Source organism: Mucilaginibacter sp. SMC90 (assembly GCF_022811725.1).
In the GTDB taxonomy this organism is placed as follows: domain Bacteria; phylum Bacteroidota; class Bacteroidia; order Sphingobacteriales; family Sphingobacteriaceae; genus Mucilaginibacter.
Window position 1 is genome coordinate 6548877 of the sequence record NZ_CP094527.1, and the last position, 16793, is coordinate 6565669.

Below are 16793 nucleotides of genomic sequence, written 5' to 3' on the forward strand. Positions count from 1 at the left end.
TGCAAAGGTATCATTTTAAAATGAAGTATGGGTATTATTAATTGTCATAAGTTGGTCGTTTATTTGTTACGACACTTAATTGGAGTTTTCGGGGTAGAAGGAACGCGTAACTATAATATTTCCAACTATATGGTCGTTAAATTCTTCAAGCTCCTCGGCGGGTACCCATAGCTCATTGTGAATAGCACCGCCCACATTTTGCACTTCAAATTTACGGAGGTAGCTTTCGGGAAGATCAAATTTTGTAACAAATCCCGAGCCTGAAGCAGGTACATTCCAGTCCCGCGCTATTTGTATAGCGTATTCTTCATTCATAACCGGATAAAAAATAGGCTGCTCTATCAACCGTTTCGGAAAACGCTTGTAGCCCGATTCTTCTATTAGCTTAAGCTCTTTAGGGCCTACAGGGCGATATAGTGTTATTAGCTGGTTGTTTTGCACTATACTAAATTAGTTAAAACCATTCTGTTTCTCAAATTGATAATAGCAACAAGTTTACCCTATCCACCTAAAAGTAATATTTATCCTCGGCCCCGGCCTTTTAGCAGTCTTCGGTACCTGGTGCAACCAATGGTGTTGTGTTTTTCCCTGCATAATTAACAGATCGCCATTATGCAACTCCACAGAAACTTTGGCATCCTTCTGTCGCTTATGCTTAAACTGAAACACCCTGGATGCGCCGAATGACACCGAAGCTATCACAGGGTTACCGCCAAGCTCACTTTCGTCATCGCTATGCCACCCCATGCTATCATTGCCATCCCGGTAATAGTTAAGCAATGCAGTATTAAACCGGTGGCCGCTTTGCTGTTCTGCCGCCTGCTTGATAACACCAAGCAGCGGACTAAATTTAACGGGCACATTTACTACCCCCGAGTACACGTAAACCTTATCACTTTCTCCGTACCAGGCCGTAAGCCGGGGAAAATTCACTTCCTTGCCGTAAATCTTCATCTTGTCCTGTTTCCATAGCGTTTCATTAACCAGTTGCTCAAATACGTCTTCCTTAAAAAAATGAGGATAAAGTAATACCTCTCCATCAAAGGGCAGCAAATTCTTTGACCCTCCAAACAGGTTAAGCTGATCGCTATTAAATAGATCCATGCTCAAATATCTGCATTCATTCTATAAAAATGCCATCTCAAATCTGTTCTCAAAATGATAAAACCTATCATTTTGATAGCATTAACTCATATTGAGAAAATCAATATCATTTTGATAAACAACTGTAAAACAACAATCTACATAAACAAAACATTTGCTGGCATATTAGTTGGCCGCTCATTTACGTATTCAAAATATAATTTACGATGGCATTGTTTATCGCGGCAGCATTAAAATTTGCGCAACAGACCTACAAATTTCCCCGCGGCAACCGCGCCATCTTTTCTTTTTCCCCTAATAATTTATACAATTCATGAATTCGCATGTTAAGCAACTTTCTTTTGCTGGTTTGATCGTTACCCTGGGTATTATTTTTGGTGATATCGGCACCTCTCCTCTTTATGTTTTTCAAACCCTGCTGGTTGAGGGCGGCAAAATAAATACCGCGCTGGTATTGGGTTCCATTTCCTGTATTTTTTGGACACTAACCCTTCAAACTACTTTTAAATATATTGTAATTACACTTCAGGCCGATAACAAAGGCGAAGGCGGTATTTTTTCTCTTTATGCATTGGTAAGGCGTTATGGCAAATGGCTGGCGATACCCGCCATCATAGGCGCAGGCACCTTGCTTGCTGATGGTATCATTACCCCGCCTATCTCCGTAACATCGGCTATTGAAGGTTTAAATTTAGTACCCGCATTTTCAACTGTGATAGTACCCGGCAATAACCTGATCCTGATCATTGTAATTACCATCATTTTACTGCTGTTCTTTTTCCAGCAGTTTGGCACCAAAGTGGTTGGCTCGGCTTTCGGTCCGGTTATGCTGATGTGGTTTATTATGCTGGGCGTGTTGGGTACCCTGCAGATAGCACACTTTCCTTCTATATTTAAAGCGCTCAATCCATATTATGGTGCCCGCTTATTGATGGACCACCCCAAAGGTTTTTGGCTGTTAGGTGCAGTATTTTTATGTACCACCGGTGCCGAAGCCCTGTATTCCGATCTGGGCCATTGCGGCAGGCGTAACATCCAGGTAAGCTGGATCTTTGTTAAAACAACCCTGATATTAAACTATCTTGGTCAGGGTGCATGGGTACTGTCACAAGCACCGGGCAAGGACTTCGCCGGCGTTAACCCTTTTTTCGAAATTGTACCGCATACCTTCCTTTTACCCGCTGTAGCTTTGGCGACACTGGCAACCATTATTGCCAGCCAGGCCTTGATCAGTGGCTCATTTACACTCATCAGCGAGGCGGTAAGTATGAACTTCTGGCCGCGGATCACCATTAAATATCCCTCAAACATTCGCGGGCAAATCTATATCCCCAGCATTAACTGGATGCTATGCATCGGTTGTATCCTTGTGTCAATGTATTTCCGTACCTCAAGCGCCATGACCGCTGCGTATGGTTTCAGCATTACCATTGCCATGCTCAGTACTACTATTTTAATGTATTATTTTATGCGCTACGTAAAGCACTGGCCGATATGGCTGGTTACCATTATCCTGTGCGTGTTTGTAACCGTTGAGTTTTCATTCCTTGTGGCCAACGCAGTTAAAATATTAAAACGTTTGTTTTTTGTGGGATTTGAAGTCGGTTTGATATTTACGATGTATACCTGGTTCAAAGCGCGTAAGATCAACAACCGTTTTCTTAACTTCACCGATATTAAAGAGAAATTACCGCTGCTTAGCGCCCTGAGCAATGATACTACTGTAAATAAATATGCAACGCATCTTATTTATTTAACCAAAGCCAATAACAGCAGGCAAATCGAAGAAAAGATCATCTACTCTATCATGAGCCGCAGACCAAAACGTGCAGACACTTATTGGTTTGTGCATATTGAACGTACAGATGAGCCTTACACCATGGAATACAATGTTGACCAGATTGAACCCGGCAAAGTTATCCGTGTGGAGTTCCGTCTTGGTTTCAGGATCCAGCCGAGAGTAAATGTATTGTTCCGTAAGGTGGTGGAAGATATGGTTGAACGTGGTGAGATAGATATCACCAGTAATTACCCGTCGCTGAAACAATATAAAATGGCTGCTGATTTCAGGTTTGTGATCATGGAAAAATTCCTGTCATACAATAACCTGTTCAGTGTATCCGAAGGTTTTATCCTGAACAGTTATTTTGCAATCAAAAAACTGGCACAGTCTGAAGCGAAGGCATTTGGCTTGGACACCAGCGAAACCCGGATTGAAAAGATTCCGCTGGTGGTAAAACCGGTTAATAATATTCATATTAAACGGGTAGATGATCCGGTAGATAATTTAATTGCGGAGTTTGCTGATTAATTAACTCAATTTGGTATTGCTATGATTGAAACCCATCTTTGCTTCGCAAAGAGGGGTTTCTTTTTGTGCAGGTACAAGCGTCCTCCGCCATAGCCGTTAACTAAGAAATTAATTGAACAAAGGATTTTAAAATCCCCTCTCGAGAGGGTAGGAACGTGTGGTAGCAGGGGTGTGTTATACAGGCGATAAGCCGCATGTAGAATAACACGCCCCTCCACCCCTCTCAAGCTACTGTGTGTACACATCTTATAAAAAAATGTCATTTCGATAGAGCAGGGGCGGGCTGAGAGGTGGAGCGAAAGAGAAATCTTCTACATCGGACTCTACAATTATACCTGTAAAAGCAGAGCGTAGAAGATTTCTCCTCACCTCCGATGCGCAAACCCCTACCCTTGGTTCGTCGAAATGACATTTTTTATTAATGTTAAAATTAAAAAGATGTGTACACACAGTAGCCTCTCAAGAGGGGAATCACACACTCCCACGCTTTTGATGAAGTTTTTTAACATCCACAGCCCAAGTTATCCCTTTTTTGGCGCAAGACTTGTGTGCTGGCCGGTGCCGGGTTGACTTGTGACTCCGCAGCCCAAGTTATCCAACACTCTTTAGTCATCCCACAAAACTTGAGCTAAGACAATGCTGTATTTTTGCTTTAAAGCAAAAAACCCAGCCTTGCGGGCCGGGAGTTTCATCAGGTTTATTGGATTGGTTGGAAAATGGGATTATAATTTTTCGCCATGCTGACTAATGTCAAGGCCCTGCTCCTCTTCTTCTGCAGAAACCCTTAATGGTGAAATCATATCGGTGATCTTCAATAAAAGCAGTGATCCAAAAAAGGCGAATACCGACACGCACACCAATGCTACCAATTGCACAAGGAACAAATGTGTTTCGCCGAAAAACAAACCGTTACCGGTTGTATTATTAGGGTTTACATGCTGGCTGGCAAATACACCGGTCAACAGCATACCAACCATACCACCTACGCCATGGCAAGGGAATACGTCAAGCGTGTCATCAATTGAAGTACGGGTACGCCATTCAACAACCAGGTTACTTATTACGGCCGATATGATACCGATAGCCAGCGAGTGCGGCACGGATACAAAGCCTGCAGCAGGCGTAATAGCCACCAAGCCAACCACAGCACCTATACATGTACCCATTGCCGATGGCTTGCGGCCAAGCAGCATATCAAAAAAGATCCAGGTAACACCCGCAGCAGCAGAAGCTGTAGTACTGGTTGCCAAAGCTGTAACCGCCAAAGCATTAGCGCCAAAAGCAGAACCTGCATTGAAACCGAACCAACCGAACCATAGCAACCCGGTGCCTATCATGACATAAGTGATACGGGCAGGAGCATGATTAGCTTCGTTACGGCGTTTCAGATATAAGGCCGATGCTAAAGCAGCCCATCCGGCAGACATGTGAACTACCGTACCGCCGGCAAAGTCAAGCACACCAAACCTGGCCAGTATGCCGTCAGGGTGCCATGTACAATGCGCCAATGGCGAGAATATGAAAATAGAGAACAGTACCAGGAAGATAATGTATGAATTAAAACGGATCCGCTCGGCAAATGCACCGGTAATAAGTGCCGGGGTAATAATGGCAAATTTTAACTGGTACATAGCAAATAACAGCAAGGGAATGGTTGGTGCGGCTTTCCAGGTTGCGTTGCCCAGCATACCCTTCATCATAAAATAGGTTGACGGATTACCGATAACGCCGTAAAAGCTATCGCCAAAAGCAAGGCTAAAACCGAAGATGCCCCACATTACTGTAATGATCACCATACAAACAATGCTTTGCAGCATGGTGGATATCACATTCTTTTTATTAACCATACCCCCGTAAAAGAACGCGAGTCCGGGCGTCATGATCAAAACAAGCGCCGTCGACATCAGCATCCAGGCAATATCACCCGTATTAAAGTTAGGATGACCGGAATTTTTAAAATCAACCGATGGAAAAATAAAAGTAAGTGAAAGTATGATTAAGATCAGGATAAAAGGGAAATACCTCTTCATGTATTTAGAAAAAATATGTTTTAAATCGGCATGAAAGGTAGTGTTTTTTCTAAAAACAAAAGAAATTAATTGATTTTTGTTTGAAAAAATACCAACTAAAGAAATTTCAGGATATAATTTGGGAAAATACCTAATAAAACGAGCAGAAAACTAACTATAATAGCTAAAATTAGTAAATTATAAGACCGTTCGTCAGCAACTTCAGCGTTTTCTGTTCTTTTCAGAAATAAATACAATGGGATTTTGAGGTAATAAAACAAAGATACTACTGTGGTTAATGCGCCGGTTATCATCAAAACCAGTAACCAAATGCTATGAGTTTGCTCATAAGTACTATAAACTGCCGAAAACACGAATAATTTACCGGTAAAACCCGCAGTAACTGGAATTCCGGTAAGAGAAATGAGTATAATTACAAAACAAACCGAAGCTGCAGGGTATTTTAAGCCCAAACCTTTATAATTTTCAACCTCTTCGGCATTAACAGCATTACTAAAATAGGATGCAAGCGCCAAAGCCCCAATATTTGCTAAAGCGTACACCGCCAGGTAATAGGTAAGTGACGATAATCCCTGCACATTAAAGGTAACAACAGCCATTAAAGCAAAACCAGTGTGGCCAATACTTGAATATGCCAGGATCCTTTTTACATTGCTTTGTAAAACGGCAGCAAAGTTACCGGCTATCATGGTGATGATACCAATGGCCGATAAAATTATACCAAAATCAATCCCTTTCCAACTTGCCGAAAACAGGAATAACGGCATCACATTTACAAGCAAAGCAAATGCGGCTATTTTAGGCACAGTTGAAAGATACGCAGTAACAGGTGTGGGTGCGCCCTGGTAAACATCGGGCACCCAGAAATGCATGGGCACAAATGATAATTTAAAGCCTATGCCTGTCAATACCAATACCAAGGCAAACGAAACGCTCACTGCATTCACATTTGGCAACTGTGCTACGATGTTCAACAGATCAAGCGAGCCACCAAAGCCATATAGTAACGAAATACCGTACAGCATAACAGCGGACGATGCCGCGCCGAACAGCACGTATTTTAAACCGGCTTCCGTACTTAAAGCAGTTTCTGAGCGGTAAGCCACCATCAGGTATGATGCTACCGATACCATCTCGATAGCAAGATAAACCGACAGCAGGTTGATGGCCATTGTCATTAAATGCAACCCTAAAACAGAGGCGATGGAAATGGTATACAAATCAGATAAACTTTTCGGATGCGCCTTCAGCTTATCATCCCAGGTAAAATTCAGTAACAGGATGAATGATAGCAGATCGATAATGACCTTGAAGAACACCGCCGATCTGCGCAGCAGTAACATGCTGCCGAAAATAACATGATCGCCGTCAAGGATGAGGGCCACCTGCTGCAGGTCTTTAAATAACACCAACAGCAAGCCTGCACAGGCTACTATTTTACAAAGCTTTACAGATCTGCGTCCAAATATCAGGTCGGTTGTCAGCACCACTAAAAACAGCACGGTTAAATAAATTTCGGGCATGAAATAGGGTATACTGCCAAAAACATTGGTTAACTGAGCTGATATATGGGGGAGCAGATCGTGCATTTATATTTTATTGTACTATTACTGTTTGATTTTTTGGGTACTTAACCTGGTATTTCAATTTCACCTTCTTTTCATCGAGCGAATTTAAAACGAATTTCCATGAAACTTTGCCTGTTGTTGCATCGGGTTTCGCCCCTGATGTTTCCTGGGCCTCTACTTCAATATCTTTATTTTGCGAAACCGGCACCTGGTCTTCAACCAACAAGTTAACCGGCTGGCTTTTCCGGTTTTTTATATCGATGAGCCAATTGCGGATTTCCTTTTGGTTTGAACCTGATGATTGCCTCATGGCCAAACCCTTTTCCATTGTACGGGTAACAATGATGTTCTTATCGGTACCTAAAGACAGGTTTAGCGTATCTGTAGTGGCATCGGTATTAATAAGCGATTTACCGATATAAGTACCTTCAAAAAACAGGTTAGCCTCGCCAGACAGGAAACTATATTTGTTCCAGTTGGTAAGCTGCGCGGTAAGGAACACATCGGTACTTAATTTAGGTGCTACGTAATACTGGTAGGTAGCATCAATATTATACTGGCTTATTTCAACCGCATATTGCTTGCCATCGCTTAGCACAGTATAGGGATTGGCAATGTTAAATTCAATATTGGTTTGGTTCTCTTCTTTTTTAACTTCGATAGGAACTGTATTAACCAAAGCCTTCTGCCTTATTACAGAAACAGCTCCCGTACTTGCTCTTTTTTCTTCTGACGAACCATAGCCCACCGCAACAACTTCGTTCAACTGGCTTGAAGATGGTTTTAGCCCCACATTGATCATGGGCGCGTTAGCCTGCCTCTCTAAAGTTTCAAATCCTATAAAACTATAGGTAAGCACAGCATTGGCATTTGGCAGTTGAATGCTGTAGTTTCCTCCCACATCGCTTACCGTCCCTATCGAGGTTCCTTTTACCCTGATGCTTACGCCAGGCAAGGGTTGATTACTGTTTTCTTCATATACCCTACCCATCACCTTTGTTATAGCAGCAGTACCCGAATAATACATACCAAAGTTAAGGTAAGCAGGTGTAAGCTCGGGCTTGGCCCCATTTACTGTAGGATTACCTGTTGATAAGGCAAGTTTGGCGCTTTTCCAGTCCTCGCCTGTTTTTTGCGATACATTGGCCTTATAAACAATGGTTATTGGACTGTTTACGTTTTTAGCACGGATATCATAAGTAGGGAACCAGCTTGCATCACGCACTAAATAACTCAAAGTAAAATTTGCCTGCAATGCTGTTTTTGAAGATACTGTTACCAAAACATTGCTTGTTGTTTTAGCGCCTGCCCTGTTAATTTCCGCAATTTGCTTGTCATATCCCTGCAGTTCGTCGTTAAGCAAATCAATCTGATCGTTAACCACCTGCTGGTTTTTCTTGATCTCATTTAAACGGGCTGTCTGAAAATCGAGTGTCTGTTTCAGTTTAACAGGATCAAGGGCAACGTTTGTTCCATTACTTACCGGGTTTTTGGCCAAGGTATTGGCCTCTTCCTGATAAATAGAAAGCATATTATTTTGCAGCGCTATCTTATTCCTTACCAACTTTTCTTTCGCCTCTATAGCCTGTATATTTTTTTGCCTGATCTCGTTATCGGCAAAATCAAGTTCGTGATTAACCGAAAGAATGGTAAAATCGCCGCCGGCATTTACCTGGATACTTTGCACATCAATACCCGGCGACAGGTTTTCAAAAACCAATGTTGATGTACCGGGAGTAATATTCACCAGCGCGGTACGGCTTACCTGCGCCCCATTTAAAAACACGGTTACTTTTTGAACTTTTGAGGCTACTTTTTGCCCATCGTTAGCCCTGGTTACTGCAGCAATAAAAATTAATGCTGCGGCAATAGATAATTTTTTAAACATAATTCCTTCGGTTAAATACATACCATCTGTTATTTCTCCGGTGCCCGGGTTGCCGGGGGCAGCGTAAATAAAAGATGCAGGGGTATGCACTTTTCCATAAATGAATTTATGTTGAAACACGATTTATTTTATTTAGCCTGTAAATACTGTATCAGTGCCAATACCGAATCATTGATCTTATCAAAAACCAGCCCCGGCATTATACCTAAAGCCAACGCAGCAAGGGCCAGCGGGGCAAGTGTCAGTTTTTCGCGAAGGTTCAGGTCGGTAAGGGCTATTTTCCAAACTTCGCCGCCTTTTAATGATACTTTGCCAAAAAACATGCGTTGCAGTGTCCAAAGGAAATAGGCCGCACTAAGCAGGATCCCTATAGAACCGCAAATAGCCATCCAGTATGGCAGCAAGCCGTTTGCCGTTGCCGATTTAAATGTACCCGTAAGCGTAAATGCTTCGGCCACAAAAGCCGAAAAACCCGGCAAACCTAACGACGCAAAAAAGGCGATCATTACAAAGGCGGTATACTTTGGCATATGTGTACCTAATCCGCGGAAATGATAGATATCTCTGTCATGCACGCGGTTGTAAACCACACCTACCAAAAAGAACAACATTGACGATAAAAAGCCGTGACTTACCATCTGCATCACGGCACCACTTACGCCTTCGGCAGTTTGCGAGGCAATGCCCAGCAGTACAAAACCCATATGTGATACCGACGAATAAGCGATCATCCTTTTCAGGTCGCGCTGGGCCAGTGCATTGCATGCACCATATAATATCGAAACAACACCTATAAGGCCAAGCCAGAAAGCACCCGATGTAGCTATCTCCGGGAAAATCCCCAGGCAGATCCTGATGATTCCGTAGCCACCTATTTTAAGCAGCACGCCGGCCAGGATAATGGATACCGGCGTTGGTGCCTCTACGTGGGCATCGGGCAGCCAGGTGTGCAATGGCACAACCGGCACTTTAATAGCAAAGGCGATGAACAGCACCACAAAACCAACCGTACGCGCGGGCATACCCAATATGGTTTGATGTGCCGCTACAGAAAATACCGACCCCGCAGTGTAATTGGCCGGGTTCATCATCTGGATAATATTAAAAGTATGGCTGCCTGTTGCCGGGTCGCTCACCGAAAGGTATAAGCCAACCATCACCAATAACATAAACACCGAACCAAACAGCGTATACAGGAAAAACTTGATAGCAGCATATTCCCGGCGTACACCACCCCACATCCCTATCAGGAAATAAAGCGGCAATAACATCAGCTCATAAAACAGGTAAAATAAAAAGAAATCCAACGCGCAGAATACGCCCATCACAGCCATATCCAGCAGCAGGAACAACAGGAAGAACCCTTTCAGGTTACTCTTGATCTCCCAGGAAGCCAGCGTAGCCACCACCATTACCAATGCCGACATCACCAGCATCGTTACCGAAATGCCATCTATCCCAACAAAATAATCTATCTGCAGCTTACCCATGCTGCCAAGGTTAAGGCCTATCCATGGTAGTTTCTGTACAAACTGGAACTGGTTTTCATGGTTGATACCCGCTGTGGCCGCGCCTGTTTTAAAATTAAGGTATATATATATACTTATACCCAACTGCAAAAGTGTAGCCAGCAGGGTAATATATTTAAAACTTCCCCGAACCGACGATGGCAGCAATACGATCACCAACGCAAACAGTACCGGTATAAATATAAGTAGGGTTAACAGGTTCATTAAATTCAGATCAGTATTTTTAAAATAAAGAGTACCAGCACAATGAGCAGCATACTATACAAATAATACTGCACCTTACCGTTTTGAAATTTACGTGCAAAATTGCCAATACTTTGCACTAATGCGGCCATCAAATGCAAAAATCCGTCGACAATATATTTATCGCTCCATGCCGTTAAGCTTGCTACCATGCGGCTTATACGTTCAATTATATGGATCAGTCCGTCAATGATATTTCTATCAAACCAAAAACAGGTTTTACCCAACCCAAGTATAGGCTTTACAATTGCTTTTTTATAGATCTTGTCCAGATACCATTGATTATAAGATAAACGGTACAGGAAACCCGTTTGCGGAAACGAGAAAGTATTTTGTTTTACGTAGATGGCGTAAGCAGAGTACATTACAAACACGCTCAATATATTCACCCCTATCGGGATTATGGTATGATAAATATTTTCGCGGGCCAGGAAGTCGGCAGGCTTTAAACTCTCAAACAGCCATGCTTTTTCATAGAAGAATGGGTTAAGCGAAAACAGCGGGAACAAACTGCAAACCGCCAGCAGGATCAACGGCAGCTTATATTGCCAGCCACCATCGCTAATATGGAATTTTATTTGAGGGTTACTTTTCAGCAAACGAAACTCGCCGAAAAAAACTTTTACAATAAGCCTTGATACATAAAAAGCGGTAAGCCAGCTGGTAAATAAAGCACCTGCGGGGATCAGTTTAAGCCATGCGCTTCGGCCTTCGCTCCATTCAAATGCCTGGATCAGGATCCCATCTTTTGACAGGTAGCCCGATGTAAGCGGAATACCGATTAGCGCCAGCGAACCAACAACCGCAACAATAAACGTAACCGGCAGCTTTTTACGCAAACCGCCCATATGCAGGATATTCTGCGGATCGATATCCAGATCATTCTCTTCCTTAATGTGCTGCATCTCGTGAATCACAACGCCCGCCACCAAAAACAGCAAACACTTAAAAAAAGCATGCGTAGCCAAATGGAATAAGGATGAACCGTAAGCGCCCACCCCCATCGCCAGGATCATGTACCCCAATTGCGATATAGTAGAATAAGCAAGCACACGTTTCAGATCGTTTTGCGTAAGCGCAATGGTAGCCGCCATAAAAGCGGTAAAGCAGCCAATGACGGCTAAAATAGTAAGCTCACTATCAGTAAACAGCGGATAAACCCTGCCCAGCAAAAACACCCCGGCAGCCACCATGGTAGCCGCGTGGATCAAGGCTGAAACAGAAGTTGGGCCCTCCATGGCATCGGGCAGCCAGGTATGCAAAGGGAATTGTGCCGATTTAGCTGCAACAGCCATAAACACGCCCAAACAGGCGATGTATTGCCAGATAGCCGGGATCTGACCTGTAGCTGAGATCCACAAACCATCATGTATAACCGATTTAAAAACGAGGTTATTAGTAATAAAAAGCTCTGCAATATCAAATGTATGGAACTGCGCAAAAATGATAATGATGGCGCTCAGCAAGCCGATATCGCCAATGCGGTTCATGATAAAGGCCTTTTTATTGGCCTGTACAGCCTTATCCTTGGTAAACCAAAAACCGATAAGCAGGTATGAGGAAAAGCCCACCAGCTCCCAGAAAGCGTAGAACAGCACCAGGCTATCCACCACGACCAAACCCAGCATACTGAAACAAAAGAAGCTGAGATAGGTAAAATAACGACTGTACCTGTCGTCGTGCTTCATATACGCAGTAGAGTAAATATGTACCGGCAAAGCGATCAGTGATACCAGCAGCAACATCATCACCGAAAGATTATTAAGTAATATCCCTGCAAAAACTTTGGTGCTGCCAATGGTAAACCAAAGCGTTTGAGTATGTAATGGTTGCTGGTTCCAAACACTCGCAAATACAATAGCCGATAAAACGCACCCTATCAAAACAGCCAGTGTTGATATCCAACCCGCTACTTTGCTTTTTACAGGCAGGCAAAAGTTGATCAACGCGGCAAACAGCGGCAAAGCCACAGCTGCAATGGTGTAGCTGATAATGGTATCGGTATATGGTAACGTGTTGTTCAATTACTTACTATCATGTTGAGTCACATAAGATGTGTCTCGCCGTTATTTTTTTTTCCTGTAGAGACGCATAATTGCGTCTCCGAATGTGCAAATCCGCTTGTCCTGCGCGAGACGCAATTATGCGTCTCTACAATTTTTTCTAATCCCTCAAATTTTTAATCTCATCCGGATCAATGGTTTTATATCTCCGGTAAACATTCAGGATAATAGCCAGGGCAACTGCCGTTGTAGCTGCGGCCAGCACAATAGCAAACAGGGCAAATACCTGCCCGCCATTATTTAGCTTATCATATTTACCAAAAGCTACCAGGTTTAAAATGGCAGCGTTCAGCATCAGCTCAATACCTATCAGTACTTGTATAGAGTTGCGTTTAGATACAATCATGTACATGCCAATACAAAACAGCAAGGCACCTACCAATAAAAAATCGGTTAATGTGATCATGCCCTGCCCTCCTTACGTGATAAATGCGCGGCACCTACCAAAGCCATCAGCAATAAAACAGAAATAGCCTCAAAAGGCAGCAGGTATGTGGTCATTAAATTAATGCCGATATTTTCGGTCATCAACGTAGTTGGTACGATCTCATTTTTTTGTGTGATGGACTGCTTTACCCATGGCAGGTTATCGGCATCGGTTTTAAGGATAATGTTTATGATCACCGCTAAAAACAGCACAGCCAGTATAACTGCCGGTACTTTAGCCATGTTAACAAACTTTCCCTTTTGCTGTTGGATCACATTCAGTGTTTCGCGACCGGAAAGCATAAACGCAAAAAGGATGAGCACCAGGATGCCGCCCACGTAAATCACTACCTGCGTTACCGCCACAAAATCGGCAAGGGCCAATACATACAAGCCGGCAAGGGCAAACAAAGTCACAAAAAATATAAAAATACTTCTGACCAGGTTTTTGCTCAAGGCAGCATACAGCGCCGAAGCAATGGCAATAAAACTCATCACGTAAAACAGCAACCGAACCAAGGTCATGCCCCACCCTCCTTTTGTTTCATAGCGGCTAATTTCGCAGCCTGCTTTTCGGCCTGTTGCTTATCAAAAAGAGCACGCTTTTCGGCGGCATCTTCAGCTGTCATGTCCGAAAACTGGTAAACCAAATCACTCAACTGAAAAACGGTTTTATCGTACTGATTGGTCATGGTGATACATTCGGTTGGGCACACAATAGTGCACAAACCGCAATACATGCATTTGGCCATATCAATATCAAATTTGGCGGCGTATAAACGTTTGGTTGTCCCGTCGGACGTTTGGCCGATAGCTTCTGTTGCCTTGATCGATTCGATATCGATACAATTAACAGGGCAAACCTTAGCACAAAGATCACATACTATGCAATCGTCCATTTCCACATCCAACTGGTAACGGCCCACTTCAGGAACCGGTAATTGCTGCTTAGGATATTGGATGGTATTGGTACCATGTTCCAGTTGTTTAAAGTAATTGCTATCGCTCACGGTCACAATTTCCCTTTTGCTATTACCCGCAAAAAGGTGGCGTATGGTAAGGCTTAAACCTTTCCATGCCGTTGTAAACGCTTTTATTACTTTATTCACCGTTGATTTTTTTGATTTCGTTGATAATTTTAAATTTGATTATCCTATTTTTCGCTTTCTCTTATTTTACTTCTTCTCTTTTATCTTGCTTCCTGACTCTTGATTTCTTGACTCTTTCTCCAACTACATTAACCACAACCGCCACACGCCCGATATCAACATGCAGGCAAAAGCAAGCGGTGTTAATACTTTCCAGCAAAGGTTCATCAGCTGGTCAACCCGTAAACGGGGCAGTGTCCACCTGATCCACATTTGTACGCCTACAAGGGCCAGCGTTTTTAGTACTACCCAAAATATGCCCCAGGCCACGCCGGTTGTCCAGGTTGCCAGTTTAACGCCTCCAATGTTAGGCAGCGGCGTATTCCAGGCACCTAAAAACAAAATCACTGCTATCATTGATACCAGGAACATCATCGAATACTCGGCCAAAAACACCAGTGCAAAGCGGATGCCTGTAAACTCGGTATGGAAGCCTGCCACCAGTTCCGACTCCGCTTCCGGAATATCAAAAGGCGCACGGTTACTCTCGGCCAGTGAAGCTATAAAATAGATCACAAACGCGATCAATAAATGTGGTGCGCGGAAAACATTCCAGCTAAAAAATCCACCTATCTGAGATACATCCCAAAAACCGGCAAACTTTATCTTTTCGGCAGCCAGGATACCTTGCTGGGCAGAGATCACCTGCAAGTCCAGCGTTTGTGCTATCATTACAACCGATATAATGGCAAAACCCGCAGGAATTTCATATGAAATGATCTGCGCTGCCGAACGCATGGCCCCGAGGATAGAATATTTATTATTGGATCCCCAACCCGCCATCAGGATCCCTAATGTTTCGATAGAGATAATAGCGAAGATGTAGTACAGGCCAATATTAGTTTTTGAAGGAATAAGTCCGGGTGCCCAGGGTAGCGCGGCAAAGCCAAGATATACCGCTATAAATATTACTGCCGGAGCGAGCATAAACAACCATTTGTCGGCGGCCGCCGGGATGATCAGCTCTTTCTGAAGCATCTTTAAAATATCGGCCAGCGTTTGCAGCGAACCATATTTTCCTGTCTCTGTGGGACCAAGTCTGTCCTGTATAAACGCTGATATTTTACGCTCGGCATATACCCCGAATAAAGCGAAAAAGGCCGAAAAACTGAACAACCCAATTGCCGCAATAAAATATGTAAAATAATAGTTCAACAGGAATATTTGCTTAAGGGTGCAAACTTACTAAATGTTGAGTTATTTAGAATGATTAAATTATATATTAAGTTGATAGGGATTATTGGGGATTGGTTAATTGTACAAGTGAGTGGTTGATTGGGTTTATTAAGTGAGTGGTTCTAATTTGTTTGTCTGAACTCGAATTTTAAGAATTGCGTTTTCCTGGCGCGAGTCTTGTGGGCTGGACTAAGGGATGGCGACTTGTGCCTTCCAAACTTTTCCTGGCGCAAGTCTTGTGGGCTGGACTAAGGGGGGATGACTTGTGTCCAAACACTGCAGAAGGCACAAGTCACCAGCCCTCCACCAACAACACAAGACTTGCGCTAAAAATGGTAAGTTAAAAACTTAAGTAATGGCTAACCACGGGTTACGCTACGCTAAACCCGCGGCAGATACCTTATTTAACCAACCACTCACTTAATCAACCCAATCAACCACTCACTTACAAACAACCAAATCATTAGCCGATATAAATGTAGATTTTACGGGGGCTGAAAAGAACAGCGAGGCATGATGATCAAAATCGGCGGTATCATCGGTAGTGGTATAAAACCTATTTTCGCCGTTGCGGCTTATCTTTTGTTCTATTTCGGGGTGGCGGTTTAAATAATCAACCAGGCTTTTGGCTACGATATCGCCCTGCCCAACTACATTAATGCCCTCGGGCAAATGCGCTTTGATCTTGTCCTGGATGATAGGATAATGTGTACAAGCCAGCAAAATGGTATCAATATTGGGCGATTGAGCCATGATCTGATCCAGGTACAGCTGCACAAAGAAATCGGCACCGGGTTTATCGTATTCGCCATTTTCAATAAGCGGCACCCAAAGCGGGCAAGCTTGCTGATGCACCTTAATATCCGGAAAAAAGTTATTGATCTCTAAAAGATATGATCCCGACTGCACTGTTCCTTTTGTACCAAGCACTCCTATCTCTTTAGTTTTGGTATAATCGCCTATGATCTCGGCCGTTGGGCGGATCACGCCTAATACTCTTTTTGAAGGATCTCCTATATGTTTAAGATCCTGCTGCTGTATGGTGCGCAGTGCTTTGGCAGATGCTGTGTTACATGCCAGGATCACCAGCGGGCATCCCTGGTCAAACATCCACTGTACACACTCCCAGGTGTACTGGTGTATGGTACTGAACGAGCGGTTGCCATAAGGGGCACGGGCATTATCGCCCATATATATATAATCGTAACCGGGCAGCTGCTCTATAATGGAGCGAAATACGGTTAACCCGCCAAAGCCCGAATCAAAAATACCAATGGGTTGATTTGACATATACAAACATAAAAAAA

General features: G+C 43.3%; 13 protein-coding genes. 1 reads left to right on the top strand and 12 read right to left on the bottom strand.

Annotated elements, in window-relative coordinates:
- Positions 1 to 75: 75 nt before the first annotated feature.
- Entirely contained in the window at positions 76 to 441 is a 366-nt protein-coding gene (locus MTO98_RS27175) for a hypothetical protein (protein ID WP_243482130.1), read from the bottom strand.
- Positions 442 to 495: 54 nt separating this feature from the next.
- Positions 496 to 1104, bottom strand: a complete 609-nt coding sequence (locus tag MTO98_RS27180; protein WP_243482131.1) for an alpha-ketoglutarate-dependent dioxygenase AlkB — start codon at positions 1102 to 1104, stop codon at positions 496 to 498.
- 313 nt (positions 1105 to 1417) lie between these two features.
- On the opposite strand from MTO98_RS27180, the gene MTO98_RS27185 reads away from it, so the two are divergent.
- Positions 1418 to 3415 (top strand): KUP/HAK/KT family potassium transporter, encoded by a 1998-nt coding sequence (locus MTO98_RS27185; protein WP_243482132.1) that lies wholly within the window; start codon positions 1418 to 1420, stop codon positions 3413 to 3415.
- A 722-nt stretch (positions 3416 to 4137) separates the two neighbouring features.
- On the opposite strand, the gene MTO98_RS27190 is transcribed toward MTO98_RS27185, so the two are convergent.
- From MTO98_RS27190 to murI, 10 genes are all read right to left on the bottom strand, one after another.
- The gene (locus MTO98_RS27190; protein WP_243482133.1) at positions 4138 to 5445 is read right to left on the bottom strand and encodes an ammonium transporter; all 1308 of its coding nucleotides are present in this window, start codon (positions 5443 to 5445) and stop codon (positions 4138 to 4140) included.
- A gap of 95 nt (positions 5446 to 5540) precedes the next feature.
- Positions 5541 to 7034 (bottom strand): NADH-quinone oxidoreductase subunit N, encoded by a 1494-nt coding sequence (locus tag MTO98_RS27195; RefSeq protein ID WP_243482134.1) that lies wholly within the window; start codon positions 7032 to 7034, stop codon positions 5541 to 5543.
- Positions 7035 to 7041: 7 nt separating this feature from the next.
- Positions 7042 to 9021 (bottom strand): mucoidy inhibitor MuiA family protein, encoded by a 1980-nt coding sequence (locus MTO98_RS27200; RefSeq protein WP_243482135.1) that lies wholly within the window; start codon positions 9019 to 9021, stop codon positions 7042 to 7044.
- Positions 9022 to 9029: 8 nt separating this feature from the next.
- On the bottom strand, positions 9030 to 10634 hold the full coding sequence (locus MTO98_RS27205; RefSeq protein ID WP_243482136.1) for a NuoM family protein: 1605 nt from the start codon (positions 10632 to 10634) through the stop codon (positions 9030 to 9032).
- 5 nt (positions 10635 to 10639) lie between these two features.
- Complete coding sequence (gene nuoL, locus MTO98_RS27210) at positions 10640 to 12697, bottom strand: NADH-quinone oxidoreductase subunit L (RefSeq protein ID WP_243482137.1); 2058 nt, start codon at positions 12695 to 12697, stop codon at positions 10640 to 10642.
- 139 nt (positions 12698 to 12836) lie between these two features.
- Complete coding sequence (gene nuoK, locus MTO98_RS27215; protein WP_121231449.1) at positions 12837 to 13142, bottom strand: NADH-quinone oxidoreductase subunit NuoK; 306 nt, start codon at positions 13140 to 13142, stop codon at positions 12837 to 12839.
- Entirely contained in the window at positions 13139 to 13687 is a 549-nt protein-coding gene (locus tag MTO98_RS27220; protein ID WP_243482138.1) for an NADH-quinone oxidoreductase subunit J, read from the bottom strand. The genes nuoK and MTO98_RS27220 overlap by 4 nt, the downstream gene beginning before the upstream one ends.
- On the bottom strand, positions 13684 to 14271 hold the full coding sequence (locus MTO98_RS27225; protein WP_243482139.1) for a 4Fe-4S binding protein: 588 nt from the start codon (positions 14269 to 14271) through the stop codon (positions 13684 to 13686). Before MTO98_RS27225 ends, MTO98_RS27220 begins: the two co-directional genes overlap by 4 nt.
- A 123-nt stretch (positions 14272 to 14394) precedes the next feature.
- Complete coding sequence (gene nuoH / locus MTO98_RS27230; protein WP_243482140.1) at positions 14395 to 15465, bottom strand: NADH-quinone oxidoreductase subunit NuoH; 1071 nt, start codon at positions 15463 to 15465, stop codon at positions 14395 to 14397.
- A gap of 462 nt (positions 15466 to 15927) precedes the next feature.
- Positions 15928 to 16776, bottom strand: a complete 849-nt coding sequence (gene murI, locus MTO98_RS27235; RefSeq protein WP_243482141.1) for a glutamate racemase — start codon at positions 16774 to 16776, stop codon at positions 15928 to 15930.
- Positions 16777 to 16793 lie beyond the last annotated feature (17 nt).